The organism is Pseudonocardia sp. EC080619-01 (assembly GCF_001420995.1).
Taxonomy (GTDB): Bacteria; Actinomycetota; Actinomycetes; order Mycobacteriales; family Pseudonocardiaceae; genus Pseudonocardia.
On the sequence record NZ_CP012184.1, the window covers coordinates 709,681 to 724,322 of the forward strand.

A 14,642-nucleotide genomic window follows, 5' to 3' on the forward strand; every position below is an offset into this window, starting at 1 on the left:
CCGACGGGGTGCCCGGCCGCCGTCGTCGTGGGAGGGTCGTGGACCGACACGCTGCGGCGCGGCGAGACGTCACTCACAGGCGGTGACCGCACACCGACGCACGGTGAGTGGTCGGGAGTGACCCGCGCCGACTCCGCTCGTTGCACAGGAGGGGCTCCCGGTGGCGGGGCCCGCCGGCCGACCGGAGATCATCGCGGGCGTCGCACCGCAGCCGGAGTGGATCACCGTCCACCCCGTGACCGAACGGATGGAGGGACCTGACAAAGTGGGCCGGATGCGTCTCGTGTTCACCCCCGGGGACGACCAGGGGTACGCCGAGGCCCGGAGCCGCCTGCTGGAGCAGTTCCTCGTCTGGGCGCGCCGTCGCCGCGTCGAGGTGGACACCGCGCTCGTCGCCGCCACGCTCGACTACAAGTACGCCCGCGACCGCCGGCTGGGCCGCTGGACCCGCGCGCACATCGCCGACGCGCTCGGGATGTGGTTCCCGCGCAAGGTGACCGTGCTGGAGCCCGACGACGTCGCCCCCGCGTTCCACGCCCTGGTCGACTTCCTCGCCGAGCACGACTGGTTCGACCCGCAGTCGTCCGAGCCCGACGCGCTGCACCGGCAGGTGCTCGACTCCACCCCCGCGCTGCACGACGGCCTCGCCGACGAGCGGAACTACGACCTCGGCAAGTTCTGGGGCGTCCAGCTGCACCGCAACGGGATCGACCCGGCCGACCCGTCGGCCGTCCAGCGCTTCCTCGACCGGGCCGGGTCGGGCGAGGCCGACGTCGACCGGCACGCCCTCGCCGAGATCATGCGGCGTGACGCCCTGCGCCCCGCCCGGCCGGAGTGGAACCCCGAGCTGCCCCCGGTGCCGATGCCCGGCGCCGCCACGCTCGTCGACGCGGCGGAGCGCTCGGAGGCACTGGACCAGCTCCGCAAGCTGACCGTCTGGGTGCGGGCCGGGCGACGGCTCACCTCGGACGGCAGGCTGGGCCGCGCCGACGCGCTCGACCTGGCCGCGCACCTGCAGCTCGACCACCTCTACCGCGAGACCGCCCGCACCAGCGACGACCTGCCCGAGGTCTCGCTGCTGCTGCGCTGGGCCCGGGCCGCTCGGCTCGTCCGCGTCGTGCGCGGCCGGCTGCTGCCGGTCAAGAGCGCCGGGCCGCTGCTGAACCGGCCGATCGAGCTGTGGCGCCGGGTGTTCGAGTCCGTCGGGCGGCTCGGCGACAACCTCGGCGGGACCGACGTGTTCGGCGCGCCGTCACTGTTCGGGATGTCGATGTCCGAGGCCCTGCCCATGCTCTGGGTCGGCCTGTACTGCGCCGGCGGCGGCCCGGTCCCGCTGGAGCACTTCCACCGCCAGGTCCGCGACACCGTGAACGACGAGGCGGGCTGCGTCGTCGACGACCTCGCGGGCGACGTCGAGCAGCGGCTGTGGCGCCGCGACGTGACGGCCCTGCTCGACGCCTGCGAGCTGCTCGGCGCGATCGAGCTGACCGAGACGCTCGACGCCGACGAGCTCGACGACCTGTCCCAGGTCGCGCACCGCGACGACCCGGACCCGACGGTCGTCGCGCTGACCCCGATGGGGCTGTGGGCGGTGCACGAGTACCTGCTGGAGCAGGGCGTCCACGTCCCCGCGCCGGGCGAGCTCGCCGAGGAGGACCTGGAGTACGTCTGCGTCCGGCTGGGTGCGGTCCGGAACGAGGTCGCGGAGGTCGAGATGGGTGCCTGGGTCAGCGCCCGGCAGACCGGCGACGCGGTGCGCGAGCTGGACCGGTTCCTGCGCCGCTGCGAGGTCCCGGCGCACCGGGCCCTCGCCCTGCACGCACTCGGCGAGACCGGTCCGGCCGGTCGCGCGGTCGCCGCCCGGCACCGGCTGCACGTCGCCGAGCCGGCGACGGCCGTCGCGGGGCCGGTCTGGTCCGGCCCGGCCCCCGCCCCGCGCGACCCGGGCGGCGGGGACCGGCCGCCGGCCGCACCGCACCCGCGGACCGCGGTCCGGCACAACCTCGAACCGGCCGGCTGAACGGGGCGGTCAGGTCTCCAGGACGACCTTGCCGGTGACGACGCGGTCGTCGATCCGGGACAGGGCCTCGCCCGCCTTCTCCAGCGGGAAGCGCTCGCTCACGATCGGGTCGAGCGCGCCGGACCGCAGGTGCGGGAGCAGCGCGTCCCACTCCTGCGCGACGAAGCCGTCCCGGGCGAGCGCGTAGGCGCCCCACCCGACGCCGCGGACGTCGACGTTGTTCAGCAGCAGCCGGTTCACCTTCACCGTCGGGATGTCGCCCGCGGTGAACCCGACGACCATCAGCCGGCCCAGCGGGCCGACGCAGCGCAGCGAGTCGGTGAAGCGGTCACCGCCGACCGGGTCGACGACCATGTCGACGCCCGCTCCCCCGGTGAGCTCCTTGACGGCGTCCTTGAACCCCTCGACGCCGACGGCGTGGGCCGCGCCGGCCTGCCGTGCGACGTCGGCCTTGGCCTCGGTGGAGGCGACCCCGATGACCGTGGCGCCGAGCGCCGCCGCCAGCTGGATCACCGCCGTCCCGATGCCACCCGCGGCACCCTGGACGAGGACCGTTTCCCCCGCCCGCAGGCCGCCCCGGGTCTCCAGGGTGAAGTGCGCGGTCAGGTAGTTCATCGGCAGGCAGGCCCCGGCCGCGAACCCGACCTCGTCGGGCAGCGGCAGCACGACCTGCTCCGGCACCGAGACGACCTCGGAGAACACCCCGGACATCGTGAACGCGACGACCCGGTCGCCCGGCGCGAACCGGCTGCCCGGCCCGGCCTCGCGGACCGTCCCGGCGCACTCCGAGCCGAGCGTGAAGGGGGGCTCCGGCTTGTACTGGTACAGGCCGCGGGTCAGCAGGACGTCCGGGAAGTTGACCCCGGCCGCGGCGACGTCGACGAGGACCTCGCCGTCCCCCCGGACCGGTGGGTCCACCTCGTTGACGCGGACCGCGGACGGCCCGTCCAGCTCGACGACCTGCACTGCACGCACGTGCTCTCCCTGTCGTTCGACGGCGGTGTCACCGCCATCGAACCACGGGCACGTGTGACGTGCGGGTGATCTACACCGGCTGCGCGTCGCCGTAGCGCGGGGTGCGCGTGTCGGTCAGCGACTCGCACAGCTCGGACAGGCGCTGGTCGATCCGGTCCTGCACGCGCTCCAGCGCGTCGAGCTCCAGCATCAGGTCGAGCGCGTCCTGTGCGCCGTCGGTACCGGCCAGCACCCGCTCCAGCTCGGCACGGCGTTCCAGCGTGCGCCGGCGGCACGCGTCGGCGGTGGCCTTGTGGGCGGTGAGGCGTGCGCGGGTGGTCTCGGCGAGGTCGGCGCCGCCGGAGACGGAGGCGACTCGTTCTTCCAGCAGGTGGGGGTTCACGGGCAGGCCCTCCTGGTGCGTCGACGTGCGGTGGTGGCCGCGTCGGTCCGGGTGCGACGGCCCACGTGACCGCCGCCACATCCACGCTAGACGATCAGCGTGTGCCGCGCATCACATCGATGTCGCATCCCGGTGAATCACCAGAACCTGCGGGACGGGGATCCGCTCAGTCGCCGCGGCGGGGCCGCGGGATCAGCTCGGCCGGGACGCCCCGGCGCTCGGCGACCTGGTCGGTCGTCAGGTGGAAGTGGCCGCGCTTCGAGCGACGGCAGAGATAGGCGCGCTGCGGGCGCCCGCCGAGAGCCTCGAGCTCGCGGGCCGCGCACTCGGCGGCGTCACGATCCGGATAGATGACCTTGCCGTCGCTGCCGGCGACGCCCCCGCCGCCGAACCGCTCGCGGTCCTCGATCTCGCGCCGGCCCGGCCGGCACACCTCGGGGCGGCCGGAGCGCATCAGCCGCGCGTACCGGCCCAGCACGCGTCCGCGGTCGGCGTCGACGACACCACGGCCGGACGGCAGGTCCTCCACCGAGCGTCGCGCAGCCGGGATGAGCCCCGGGTGCACCGCCGGAATCCTGTCGTACTTCCCGTCCATGTCGCCTCCACGTCGCCGTCACTTGTGGATCGCTGCCGACATCCTGCCTCGTTACCGGCGCCCACGGAGTCCCTCGATCGTGTCATCCATCACCACCTGGCAACCCCAGACGGTGACGGAACGTCACAGTACCCCGCTGTTCGGCGCATCCGGCGCACCGCCGGACGCCGTCCTCCGGAGGTTGTCACACCAGCGGGTAGAGCGTCCGGCGGCAGGCTGTCCATGGCTTTGCGCGCCCGTATGATGAAAACCCGGCCCGTGCGTGACGCGGATCACCGGTCGCGAGCGGGTCCGGGGGGAACGAGATGGCGATCCAGCCCGACACGGGCATCGGCAGCGGACAGGGCGGACCGCGCTGGACCGAGGTCCTCTCCGACTCCGACCTCTGCGCCGGGGTGTTCGACGTCCGCTGGGACCTGCGCCCCCGGCTGCGCGGCTGGCTCGCCGCCCACGACCTGCCCACCGCGTGGGGCCGCGAGCCCCACCGCCCCGCGATCGACGCGTGGGCGATGCTCGACGGCGGCGTCCTCGCGGCGTCCGCGGTGACGCTGCCGGGCTCCCCGCCCGGCGCCGTACCGATGCCGGGGCGGCCGGCGACCGCCGGACTGGTCCCGGAGGCCCCGTCCTCACTGCTCACTCCGGGGATGCGGGTCATCGGGTACCGGACGCTCCGGCTGCTGATCTCCCGCCTGGGCCTGGCCGGCCCCACGCAGGCGCTGCGGGGCGAGCACCTGGACGTGCCGGGTGTCGTCGAGGACCTGTTCGACACCCGCCGCCACGACGACGAGGCCGTCGAGCAGGCCGAGCTCCTCGCGACCTGCACCGACCGGTCGACGATGCGCTGGGTGGTCGCGGCGCTGCGGCCCTGAACCCGCGATGCTCCGGCCGTGAGCCGCCGCATCCTGCACGCCGACCTCGACCAGTTCCTGGCCGCGGCCGAGCTGCTGCGCAGGCCCGAGCTGGCCGGGCTACCGCTGGTCGTCGGCGGCGACGGTGACCCGGACTCCCGCACGGTCGTCGCCACCGCGTCCTACGAGGCCCGCGCGTTCGGCGTGCGGTCGGGCATGCCGATGCGGCTCGCCCGGCGGAGATGTCCCGGCGCGGTGTTCCTGCCGTCGGACAAGCCGTACTACGAGGAGGTCTCCGAGCAGGTCATGGGCCTGCTCCGCGATCTCGGCGAGCCGGTCGAGGTGATCGGCTGGGACGAGGCGTTCGTCGGCACCGACGGCGACCCGTGGGCCCTCGCGGAGCGGATCCGGGAGACGGTCTCCTCGACCGGGCTGTCCTGCGCGGTGGGGATCGGCGACAACACGCTGCGGGCCAAGGCGGCCACCGGCTACGCGAAGCCGGGCGGGGTGCACGAGCTGACCGCCGCGAACTGGTTCGCCACCCTCGGTGCCGACCCGCCCGAGGCGCTGCCGGGCATCGGCCGGGCGACCGCGCGGGCGCTCGCCGAGCTGGGGATCACCACCGTCACCGAGCTCGCGGAGTCCCGCCCCGGTGACGTGGCGGCCCGGCTCGGGCCGAACCGCGGGCCGTACTACGTCTCGCTCGGCCGCGGGATGGGGCGCACCGAGCTGGACACCGGCCCGTGGGTGCCGCGCTCGCGCAGCCGGGAGACGACCTTCCCCGCCGATCTCACCGACCGCTCCGCGATGCACGCCGAGCTGCGCACGCTGGCCCACCGGGTCGCGGCCGACGTCGCCGGTGAGGACCGCGACTGCGTCCGGGTCGGGATCCGGGTGCGGACCCGCAGCTTCCGCACCACCACCCGCAGCCGGGCCCTCGACCCGCCGGGGCGCGACGGCGACGTGATCGCGGACGTCGCCGCCGCGCTGCTGGACGAGATGGCCCCGGACCGTCCGGTGCGGCTGCTCGGGGTGCGGGCGGAACTGGCCGAGCAGGCATCCGGAGGATCCGCTCGTCATTTGTGATGAGCCCGGACGCCGGTCGATAACGACCTACCGGACAAAGATCGACAGGCTGTCTGCGGAACGCGCCGGCACGGGGCCGACGGATCCGCACGAGGAGGATTCCGTGCGGCGTGCAACGCGGGCAGCAGCGATGATGCTGACCGCCTCGGTGATGACGGGGATGCTCACGGGGTGCGACTCGGCCCGGGCAACCGTCTCGCGGGTGGTGGACGGGGACACGATCGACGTGACGGCCGACGGCAGGGAACAGCGTGTGCGGCTGCTCAACATCGACACTCCCGAGACCGTGGACCCGGACGAGGACGTGCAGTGCCTCGGCCCGGAGGCCTCGGCGCACCTCGCATCGCTCCTGCCGGTCGGGACCGAGGTCGAGCTCCTGGTCGACGACGAGCACCGGGACGGGTACGACCGGGTCCTCGCCGGTGTCCGCCTCGACGACGGGCGGTTGGTGAACGCGGAGATGGCGCGGGCCGGTTTGGCGCTGCCCATGGCGATCGGGCGCAACGACCGGTTCCTCCCCGAGGTCGAGCAGGCCAATGCCGAGGCGGTGGCCGCGCAGCGCGGTCTGTACGACCCCGAGATCGGCTGCACCGTCCCGGGACAGGTCGCCGACATCGAGCGGACCGCATCGACGCTCCCGTCGTCGTCCGCTGCGACGACAGCCGAACAGGCCGACTCGGGCGCCTCGGGTGCCGCTGCCGTCATCGCGAGCGCGCTCCTGCTCAAGGGAGCGCTGGACTCCGGGGTGCCGGGCGACGGGTTGATCTGGAAGGCGGCACACGCCCTGCCGACCCGTTCGTCGATGTCCGCCCGGGTGCAGAGGGTCGCGGGAACCGCACGGACGAACGAGAACGGTTTCCGGGAGCGCGCCCGGGTACTGCGTACCCCTCCTCCCCCGCCACCGGCCGCCGGCGGCGGGACCGGGAGCGCCGCGTCCTCCCCGCGACCGAAGCCCAAGCCGAAGCCGTCCGGCGGTGGCGCCGGCGCGACGGCGAAGCCCACGCCGAAGCCGTCGTCGGGAGGGTCGGCCGGTACGCCGAAACCCGCTCCGAAGCCGAAGCCGAACGTGGACACCTCGGGTGGCTCCGGTCCCGCCGGGTACACGGGACCACGCTGCTATGCACCGGGTGGGAAGACCTGGAAGCCCTGCTGACCGTGACCGGCACCGCCGGGTGGCACGCTTGCCCGGTGACGACCTGGACCAGCGACGAGTGCGCCGCCCACTGGGGCGTGCAGGTGGGGACCTGGAACTCCTACGTCAGCCGGGGCCAGGCGCCCGCGCCGCTGCCCGGTCCCGGCCCCGACGGCCGGAAGGTGTGGGACGCCGACGAGGTCCGGTCCTGGTCGCGGCCCGGCGCCGGGCGCCGCCGCACCTCCGGCGACGCCGACGAGCTCCTGGCACGCATGCGCGGGACCGGCGCCGAGCTGGAGGAGCTGCGCTCCCGGCAGCGCGAGCTGCTCCGGGCCGGCCGGGAGGCCGGGTGCGAGATCAGCGCGATGGCGTCGGCGCTGGGGATCTCCCGGCAGACCGCGTACGCCTGGTTGAAGGACTGATCGTCCTCGTCGAGACTGCTCCACGGCTGCGCACCGCAACGGAGGGGGACGCGCGATGGTCTCGGCACGACCGCAGGCGGAGGTGCGGGCGGCGGTCCGCACCGCGACCGTCCGGCTGATCCCGCTGCTCGGGCTCGCCTACCTGCTCAACTACATCGACCGCGTCAACGTCGGTTTCGCGGCCCTGACCATGAACGCCGACCTCGGGCTGTCCGCGGCCGCCTACGGCCTCGGCGCCGGGCTGTTCTTCATCGGGTACTTCTTCTTCGAGGTGCCCTCGAACGTCATCCTGCACCGGGTCGGCGCGCGGCTCTGGATCGCGCGGATCATGGTGACCTGGGGGATCGTCGCGTCGTCGACGGCGTTCGTCCAGGGCGAGATCGGGTTCTACGTCGTCCGGGTGCTGCTCGGCATCGCCGAGGCGGGCTTCTTCCCGGGGATCATCCTCTACTTGACCTACTGGTTCCCGAGGGTGGACCGGGCGCGGATCGTCGCACTGTTCTTCCTGGCCGTGCCGCTGTCCTCGGTCGTGGGCGGGCCGCTGTCGACCTGGCTGATCACCGTCGGCGACGGCGCGCTCGGGTTCGACGCCGGGTGGCGGTTCATGTTCTTCGTCGAGGGCGTCCCCGCGGTGCTGCTGGGGATCGCGGTGCTGTGGCTGCTCCCCGACCGGCCGTCGTCGGCCCGCTGGTTGCCGGCCGGCCGGGCGGCGGCGCTGGAGGAGACGATCGCCGCCGAGGACGCCGCGGAGGCCGGTCACGACCGCGGGATCGGCGCGGCGCTGCGCGACGTCCGGGTGATCGCGCTGTCCGCCGTCTACTTCGGGATCGTGTTCGGCCTCTACGTGCTGGCCTTCTTCCTGCCCCAGATCATCGCCGGGTTCGAGGAGCAGTTCGGTGCGGACTACTCGCTGATCGACATCGGGCTGATCACCGCGGTCCCGTACGCGATCGCGTCGGTGGCCATGGTGCTGTGGGCCCGGCACTCCGACCGCACCGGGGAGCGGGCGCTGCACGTGGCCGTTCCCGCGGCCGTCGGTGCCGTCGCCATCGCCGCGGCGCTGGCGATGCCCTCACCACTGCTGGTCATGGCGTGCGTGACGGTCTGCGCGATCGGCGTGTTCACCGCGATCCCGCCGTTCTGGTCGTTGCCGAACTCGTTCCTGACCGGTGTCGGCGCGGCCGCCGGGATCGGCCTCGTCAACTCGTTCGGGAACCTGTCCGGGTTCGTCGGGCCGTTCGTGACCGGCTGGCTGAAGGACCTGACCGGTGACGCGCAGGCCGGGATGTGGGTGGTCGCGGCGATGATGCTGATGTCGGCGGGGATCACGCTCGCCTTCCGGCGGGCACCCGCCGGATCATCAAGATCGACGAAATAGCGATCATGTCACCCATTCGTGTGTCCATCATGGATGTGCCGGGCACGAGCGCCCGAACCACCACCGGGGGGCACCATGGACACCGCGACGATCATTCTCCTGCTGCTGGGAGGCGTGGGCGGCTTCTTCGTCGGACGCTGGACCACCGAGACACGGCGGGCGATGTTCGACCGGAGGAACGTGTGGGAGGGCCGCAGGCGCTACCGCGGCGAGTGAGCCCTCAGTAGCCGATGGCGCTGGTGTACCCCGCGGCACCGACCCCGATCGCGACGGTCGTGATCGCCGGGGTCACCAGCGCGAACGGCCAGGACAGCCGGCGCTCGACGATCCGCAGCACGGTCATCGCGAGCCCGGCGATCACGGCCGCGACGGCGACGGCGAGCGACCCGGCCACCGACACCAACAGCCGGGACGAGCTGCAGGCCGGCGGCGGGCAGTAGTCGAGGAAGGCCACCAGGAACACCGCGCCGAACACGCCGAGGGCGATCAGCATCCCGGTGACGGTGAGGGCGATGCCGGAGAGCGCCACGTCCCACCCGATCACCGGCCCGCGGGCCGTGCCCGCGCGCGGGGACCCGGTCGGCACCATGCTCCGAACGGTACTCGTATCCCCCGGAGCGGGACAGATCGGACATCGGACGACGCGACGACGGGGATCGCGTACGCCACGACACCGGAACGCCACCCCGAGACCGTCGATCGTGAAGCGGGTGTCACCTGCCGGTGACGGGGCGGGCGGTGCCGCCGCCCTGGCAGCGTGGGCACCAGAACAGGTTGCGCGCGCGGAACTCCCGGTGCGCGATCGGCGTCCCGCAGACCAGGCAGGGCCGGCCGGTGCGCCGGTAGGCGTAGACGACGCTCGCGCAGACCGCGCCCCGGTCGGCGGGTTCGAGCAGTGCCGGATCGTGCTCGGGCAGCAGGGTCTCGATCCGGCCGCGGCGCTCGCCCTCGCGCAGCATCGCGGAGAGGTCGTCCCAGAGCAGGCCGAACGAGTCGTCGTCCAGGTCGCGGGCGGGGGTCAGCGGATCGAGACCGGTGCGGAAGAGGGTCTCGGCGCGGAAGACGTTGCCGACGCCCGCGATCACCGACTGGTCCATGAGCAGTGCGGCGAGCGGCGCGCGGGAGCGGGCGAACCGGTGCCGGACCCGGTCGGGGTCGGCGTCGTCGCGCAGCGGGTCCTCGCCGAGCCGGTCGTGCAGGGCCTTCACCGCGACGTCGTCGAGCAGCTCGCAGGCCGCCGGGCCGCGGAGATCGGCGTAGTGGGTCCCGCCGACGATCCGCATCCGGACCTGGCCACGGGGCGGCGCCTCGGGCAGGCGCCGGTTCGCGAACCGGCCCCAGAGCCCGAGGTGGACGTGCACGACCGTGTCCGGTCCGTAGTACTGGAACAGGTGCTTCCCGTGGGCCTCCACGGTCTCCAGGACCCGGCCGTCGACGACGTCCGCACCGGTGGTGAACCGGCCCTGCGGGCTGCTGACGGCGACCTCCCGCCCGGCGTAGCGGCGTCGCTGCAGCCGGGCGAGCCGGTGCACGGTGTGTCCCTCGGGCATGCCCCCAGCGTCTCCCGGGCGGCGGCTCGCCGCCCGGCGGGCTCAGGCGTCCACGGTGGCGCGGGTGCGCCGGCCGGCCAGCGCGCCGTCGACGGAGAACCGGCCGGGCCCGGCCGCGGCGAGGGCGAGCGTACCGGCGGCGATCACGCCGACGAGCTCCCAGCCGCCGGCGTCGACGAACACCGTGGCTCCGAAGTGGGCGAACAGGAATGCCCCGGCCATCGCGACGAACGCGGCCAGGCCGGCGACGGTCGTCGCGGCGCCGACGACGAGCAGCACGCCACCGAGCAACTCGACGAGCATCACGAACAGCGCGGAGACCGTCGGCAGCGGGATGCCCATGCCGGCGAAGCCGCCGGCCACGCCGCCGACGCCGTTGCCCAGCTTCTGCAGGCCGTGGGCGACGAGGACGACGCCGACGAGGAGCCGGGTGACGAGGAGGGCGAGGTCGGAGTACGGGGCGGGGAGCGGGCGCACGGTGGATCCCTTCGACAGTTGAACGTTCACTCTTCGGCGCCACCGTAGCGGCCGGGTCCGTTCGGACGCTCGTCGTGCGGCCGGATGCGGAGGAGGTCACATCCCCGCCCGGGTTGCGGGGCGGCACGGTCCGGGGTGCGCTGATCGTCGTGCACGCTCCCCACTCGACGCTGTCCCACCTGGAGTGCTCCCGGACCGGATCGCGGCACGACGCCGACACGGTCCAGGGCACCTCGCCCGACGGCGCCCCGCTGCTCGCCCGCTACGACCTGGAACGCGCGCGGGACCTGGTGACCCCGGCGGAGATCGCCGCCCGCCCGCCGGACCTCTGGCGCTACCACGAGGTGCTGCCCGTCCGGGACCCCGCGCACGTCGTGACGATGGGCGAGGGCATGACCCCGCTGCTCCCGCTCCCCGCGCCGGTGCCCGGCTCGGCCTGCCGCGGCTGCTCATGAAGGACGAGGGCCTGATCCCGACCGGCGCGTTCAAGGCGCGCGGGGCGGCCGTCGGCGTCTCCCGGGCCGCCGAGCTCGGCGTGCGCGGCATCGCGATGCCGACGAACGGCAACGCCGGTGCGGCCTGGGCCTGCTATGCGGCGCGGGCCGGGATCGACGCGCTGATCGCGATGCCCGTCGACGCTCCCGAGATCACCCGGCGCGAGTGCGTCGTCTCCGGCGCAGAGCTCTACCTGGTCGACGGCCTGATCGGCGACGCCGGCCGGCTGGTCGCCGACGCCGTGGGCCGTCGCGACGGCTACCAGGACACCTCGACGCTGAAGGAGCCCTACCGGATCGAGGGCAAGAAGACGATGGGCTACGAGATCGCCGAACAGCTCGGCTGGCGCTGCCCGGACGTCCTCCTCTACCCCACCGGCGGCGGCGTCGGGATCATCGCGATCCACAAGGCCCTGCAGGAGATGCGGGAGCTGGGCTGGATCACCGGGCCGATGCCCCGGCTCGTCGCGGTGCAGGCCGAGGGGTGCGCCCCGATCGTCGACGCGTTCGACGCCGGGCTGCGCGAGTCGACCGCCCCCGCCGACCCGCGCACGGTCGCGTTCGGGATCACCGTCCCCAAGGCGCTCGGCGACTTCCTGGTGCTCGACGCCGTGTACGACACCGGCGGGACGGCCGTCGCCGTCTCCGACGACGAGCTGCTCGCCGCCGAGCACGCGCTCGCCCGCGACGAGGGCACCTGGATCTGCCCGGAGGGTGCCGCCTGCGTGGCGGCGGCCGGCCGGCTGCGCGAGTCGGGCTGGCTCGACGGCAGCGAGGAGGTCGTCGTCCTCAACACGGGCAGCGGGCTGATCTACCCGGAGACGGTGGCCGCCGAACCGCCGGTACTGGCGGTGGACGGACGGATCCCGTGACGACGCCGGTGCGGGCACCCGGCCGGATCGTCCGGGGCATCGAGTGGGCCGGGAACAAGATCCCGCACCCGTTCTACCTGTTCTGGATCCTGCTGCTCCTCCTCGGGATCGGGTCCGCGGTGCTCGCCGCGACCGGAGCGACGGCGCAGCTGCCCGGCGCGCCGGAGGCCGAGCCGGTCCGCAACATCCTCTCGGTGACGGGCCTGCGGGAGCTGCTCACGACGATGGTCGACAACTTCGTCGGCTTCCCGCCGCTGGGCGTCGTGCTGACGGTGCTGTTCGGCGTCGGGATCTGCGAGCGCACCGGGTTGCTGCGGACGCTGGTCAACGCCGCGCTGGCGCGGGTACCGCGCCGGTGGATGCCCTACGCCGTCGTCTACCTGTGCGGGCAGGGGCACTTCATGGGCGACGCGGCCATGGTCGTCCTGCCACCGCTGGCCGCCCTGGCGTTCCGGTCGGTGGGACGGCACCCGGTCGCCGGTGCGCTCGGCGCGTTCGCGGCGACGGCGGTCGGCTACGGCTCCGGGGTGATCGTCGGGTCGCTCGACGCCAACCTCGCCGCGCTGACCGAGTCGGTCCTGCCGCCCGGGACACCACCGGACGTCGGGGTCTCGGTGCTGATGAACTACTGGATCCAGTTCGTCTCTGCGTTCGTGCTGCCCGGTGTGGTCGGGTGGATCCTGGTGCACCGGGTGGAGCCCGGGCTGCCTGCGGTGGACCCGCCGTCGTCGGACGGGACGGGTTCGGACAGTGCCGACGCCGCGGACGTCACAGACGTCACGGACGCCGAGCCGGACACGACCGTCACGCCGCGGCAGCGGCGGGCGTTGCGGCTCGCCGGGGTCGCCCTCTCCGCGTGGGTGGGACTCGCGCTCGCCTCCTGGCTGGTGCCGGGCGCCCCGCTGCAGGGCGACGACGGCGCGCTGGTCGACTCCCCGTTCTTCGACGCGATCGTCCCCCTCATCATGATCAGCTTCCTGGTCGCGGGCGTCACCTACGGCGCGGCGGCCGGGGTGATCACGAGCCCGTCCGACGTGCCCGACCTCATGGCCGACGCGCTCAGGGGGATGCTCGGATTCGTCGTCATCGCGTTCTCGGCCGGGCAGTTCATCGCGATGTTCACCTGGAGCCGGGTCGGGACGTGGCTCGCCGTCGAGGGCTCCGCCGGGCTGCGGGCGATCGGGCTGACCGGGTTCGGCGCGCTGCTGGTCGCGCTGGTGCTGTGCTCGCTGCTCGCGATGGTGGTGTTCTCCGGGTCGTCACTCTGGGCGGTGCTGGCGCCGGTGCTCGTGCCCGTGTTCGTCGGGCTGGGGATGCACCCCGCCGTCATCCAGGCCACCTACCGGATCGGCGACTCGATCACGAACCCGATCTCCCCGCTGAACCCCTACCTCTACGTGCTGCAGCTGACCTGCCGCCGCTACGACCGGTCGTTCTCGCTGGGGATGGTGTTCTCCCGGATGGCGATGTTCGTGGTGCCCACCTTCGTGCTGTGGGTGGCGATCCTGGCGGCGTTCTATGCGCTGGGCGTCCCCCTGGGGCCCGGGACGACGATCATGATCGGAGGCTGACCGCGGCCGGCAGGCCGGGGACGACACGCTCCCGTGCGGTTCCGGGCACCCTGACCGGACCCGCTCACGGCCCCGTGCAGGCCGTCGCCGCACGCGTTCCGCCGCCGCCGCACGCGTTCCGTCGTCACCGCACGCGTCGCACCGATGCCGACCCGTGACGCCCGCTGCCGTCGCGATCGTGCACCCTGTAGGTCGTGCCACGCCTGCGACCGTCCGCCGAGCCACCGCCCGCCCCGCTGTCGCGATACTGGAAGGGCTACGTGGCCGACTGCACCGAGCAGGTCGACCGCTTCCACCGGATCACCGCCGTGATCACCGCGATGCAGGTGCGCACCTGGCTGACCGAGATCGGGAAGCGACTGGACACCGAACTGGAGGCCGTCCAGCGGCTCGCCGCGGTCGGCGACTCGATCGAACCCGCGCGATTCCGGATCACCGAGCCGCCGGCGAGGCGGATCGCGAACCGGCTGAACAAGGCGAAGGCGTCGCTGAAGCAGTCGGTGGACCAGGCGGCCGAGATCGCCGAGCAGGCGGTTCTGGACCCGACCCACGACGACGTCCGCGTCCACCTCAAGGTGCTCAACGAGCAGGTCGGACGCCTCGCGATCGCCGCGCCGCTGGAGGACGAGTCGGAGCCGCAGGGCCGGCGTCGCCGGTGGGGCCGCACGGCGTCCTGACGGGCGGCGTCCTGACGGGCGCGCCGGGCCGACGGGCTCGGCGACCACGACGTGAAGCATGTCCTGTCCGGCAGGACAGGGTCCGTCGCGTCCTGTCCGGCAGGACAGCGTCCGTCGCGTCCTGTCCGGCAGGACAGCGTCCGTCGCGAACCGTCCGGCTCGG

Annotated in this window: 17 protein-coding genes; 11 read left to right on the forward strand and 6 right to left on the reverse strand. The window is 73.8% G+C overall.

Annotated features, from left to right (window positions below; genetic code table 11):
- Positions 1 to 274 precede the first annotated feature (274 nt).
- A complete protein-coding gene (locus AD017_RS03265; RefSeq protein ID WP_145982641.1) occupies positions 275 to 2,020 on the forward strand; it encodes a hypothetical protein in 1,746 nt (581 codons plus the stop codon).
- 9 nt (positions 2,021 to 2,029) lie between these two features.
- Here AD017_RS03265 and AD017_RS03270 read toward each other — a convergent pair whose 3' ends face one another.
- From AD017_RS03270 to AD017_RS03280, 3 genes are all read right to left on the reverse strand, one after another.
- On the reverse strand, positions 2,030 to 2,995 hold the full coding sequence (locus AD017_RS03270; protein ID WP_060572764.1) for an NADPH:quinone oxidoreductase family protein: 966 nt from the start codon (positions 2,993 to 2,995) through the stop codon (positions 2,030 to 2,032).
- Positions 2,996 to 3,065: 70 nt separating this feature from the next.
- Entirely contained in the window at positions 3,066 to 3,377 is a 312-nt protein-coding gene (locus AD017_RS03275) for a hypothetical protein (protein WP_029239813.1), read from the reverse strand.
- Between the two features lie 166 nt (positions 3,378 to 3,543).
- Positions 3,544 to 3,972, reverse strand: a complete 429-nt coding sequence (locus AD017_RS03280; protein ID WP_010237660.1) for a hypothetical protein — start codon at positions 3,970 to 3,972, stop codon at positions 3,544 to 3,546.
- Between the two features lie 305 nt (positions 3,973 to 4,277).
- Between AD017_RS03280 and AD017_RS03285 the strand changes: the two genes are divergently transcribed.
- The 6 genes from AD017_RS03285 (at position 4,278) to AD017_RS35145 (ending at position 9,054) form a co-directional block, all read left to right on the forward strand.
- Positions 4,278 to 4,841, forward strand: a complete 564-nt coding sequence (locus tag AD017_RS03285) for a hypothetical protein (protein WP_060572766.1) — start codon at positions 4,278 to 4,280, stop codon at positions 4,839 to 4,841.
- 18 nt (positions 4,842 to 4,859) lie between these two features.
- The gene (locus AD017_RS03290) at positions 4,860 to 5,906 is read left to right on the forward strand and encodes a DNA polymerase IV (RefSeq protein ID WP_060572768.1); all 1,047 of its coding nucleotides are present in this window, start codon (positions 4,860 to 4,862) and stop codon (positions 5,904 to 5,906) included.
- Between the two features lie 103 nt (positions 5,907 to 6,009).
- Positions 6,010 to 7,059: a thermonuclease family protein gene (locus AD017_RS03295; protein WP_145982642.1), complete on the forward strand. Its 1,050-nt coding sequence runs from the start codon at positions 6,010 to 6,012 to the stop codon at positions 7,057 to 7,059.
- Between the two features lie 35 nt (positions 7,060 to 7,094).
- Complete coding sequence (locus tag AD017_RS03300; RefSeq protein ID WP_010235578.1) at positions 7,095 to 7,460, forward strand: hypothetical protein; 366 nt, start codon at positions 7,095 to 7,097, stop codon at positions 7,458 to 7,460.
- A gap of 55 nt (positions 7,461 to 7,515) precedes the next feature.
- Entirely contained in the window at positions 7,516 to 8,838 is a 1,323-nt protein-coding gene (locus AD017_RS03305; protein ID WP_060572771.1) for an MFS transporter, read from the forward strand.
- 75 nt (positions 8,839 to 8,913) lie between these two features.
- Complete coding sequence (locus AD017_RS35145; protein ID WP_010235582.1) at positions 8,914 to 9,054, forward strand: hypothetical protein; 141 nt, start codon at positions 8,914 to 8,916, stop codon at positions 9,052 to 9,054.
- Between the two features lie 4 nt (positions 9,055 to 9,058).
- On the opposite strand, the gene AD017_RS03310 is transcribed toward AD017_RS35145, so the two are convergent.
- The 3 genes from AD017_RS03310 to AD017_RS03320 all read right to left on the reverse strand — a co-directional run bounded on the left by AD017_RS03310 (position 9,059) and on the right by AD017_RS03320 (position 10,865).
- Positions 9,059 to 9,427, reverse strand: coding sequence for a hypothetical protein (locus tag AD017_RS03310; RefSeq protein ID WP_060572773.1), 369 nt, complete (start codon positions 9,425 to 9,427; stop codon positions 9,059 to 9,061).
- A gap of 124 nt (positions 9,428 to 9,551) precedes the next feature.
- Positions 9,552 to 10,388 (reverse strand): Fpg/Nei family DNA glycosylase, encoded by an 837-nt coding sequence (locus AD017_RS03315; protein WP_060572776.1) that lies wholly within the window; start codon positions 10,386 to 10,388, stop codon positions 9,552 to 9,554.
- A gap of 42 nt (positions 10,389 to 10,430) precedes the next feature.
- Entirely contained in the window at positions 10,431 to 10,865 is a 435-nt protein-coding gene (locus tag AD017_RS03320; protein WP_060572778.1) for a DoxX family protein, read from the reverse strand.
- 149 nt (positions 10,866 to 11,014) lie between these two features.
- Here AD017_RS03320 and AD017_RS35995 point away from each other — a divergent pair, with 149 nt between their 5' ends.
- From AD017_RS35995 to AD017_RS03335, 4 genes are all read left to right on the forward strand, one after another.
- The gene (locus AD017_RS35995) at positions 11,015 to 11,320 is read left to right on the forward strand and encodes a hypothetical protein (RefSeq protein ID WP_227012904.1); all 306 of its coding nucleotides are present in this window, start codon (positions 11,015 to 11,017) and stop codon (positions 11,318 to 11,320) included.
- Positions 11,302 to 12,231 (forward strand): threonine synthase, encoded by a 930-nt coding sequence (locus tag AD017_RS03325; protein WP_227012892.1) that lies wholly within the window; start codon positions 11,302 to 11,304, stop codon positions 12,229 to 12,231. The genes AD017_RS35995 and AD017_RS03325 overlap by 19 nt, the downstream gene beginning before the upstream one ends.
- A complete protein-coding gene (locus tag AD017_RS03330; protein WP_010227483.1) occupies positions 12,228 to 13,802 on the forward strand; it encodes an AbgT family transporter in 1,575 nt (524 codons plus the stop codon). Before AD017_RS03325 ends, AD017_RS03330 begins: the two co-directional genes overlap by 4 nt.
- A 194-nt stretch (positions 13,803 to 13,996) precedes the next feature.
- Positions 13,997 to 14,479, forward strand: a complete 483-nt coding sequence (locus tag AD017_RS03335) for a hypothetical protein (RefSeq protein WP_139323834.1) — start codon at positions 13,997 to 13,999, stop codon at positions 14,477 to 14,479.
- Positions 14,480 to 14,642 lie beyond the last annotated feature (163 nt).

Excerpts from the sequence above, each read along its gene's own strand:
- AD017_RS03265 (WP_145982641.1), top strand. The coding sequence starts at position 275 with ATGCGTCTCGTGTTCACCCCCGGGGACGACCAGGGGTACGCCGAGGCC.
- AD017_RS03280 (WP_010237660.1), bottom strand. The coding sequence starts at position 3,972 with ATGGACGGGAAGTACGACAGGATTCCGGCGGTGCACCCGGGGCTCATC.
- AD017_RS03285 (WP_060572766.1), top strand. The coding sequence starts at position 4,278 with ATGGCGATCCAGCCCGACACGGGCATCGGCAGCGGACAGGGCGGACCG.
- AD017_RS03305 (WP_060572771.1), top strand. The coding sequence starts at position 7,516 with ATGGTCTCGGCACGACCGCAGGCGGAGGTGCGGGCGGCGGTCCGCACC.
- AD017_RS35145 (WP_010235582.1), top strand. The coding sequence starts at position 8,914 with ATGGACACCGCGACGATCATTCTCCTGCTGCTGGGAGGCGTGGGCGGC.
- AD017_RS03310 (WP_060572773.1), bottom strand. The coding sequence starts at position 9,427 with ATGGTGCCGACCGGGTCCCCGCGCGCGGGCACGGCCCGCGGGCCGGTG.
- AD017_RS03315 (WP_060572776.1), bottom strand. The coding sequence starts at position 10,388 with ATGCCCGAGGGACACACCGTGCACCGGCTCGCCCGGCTGCAGCGACGC.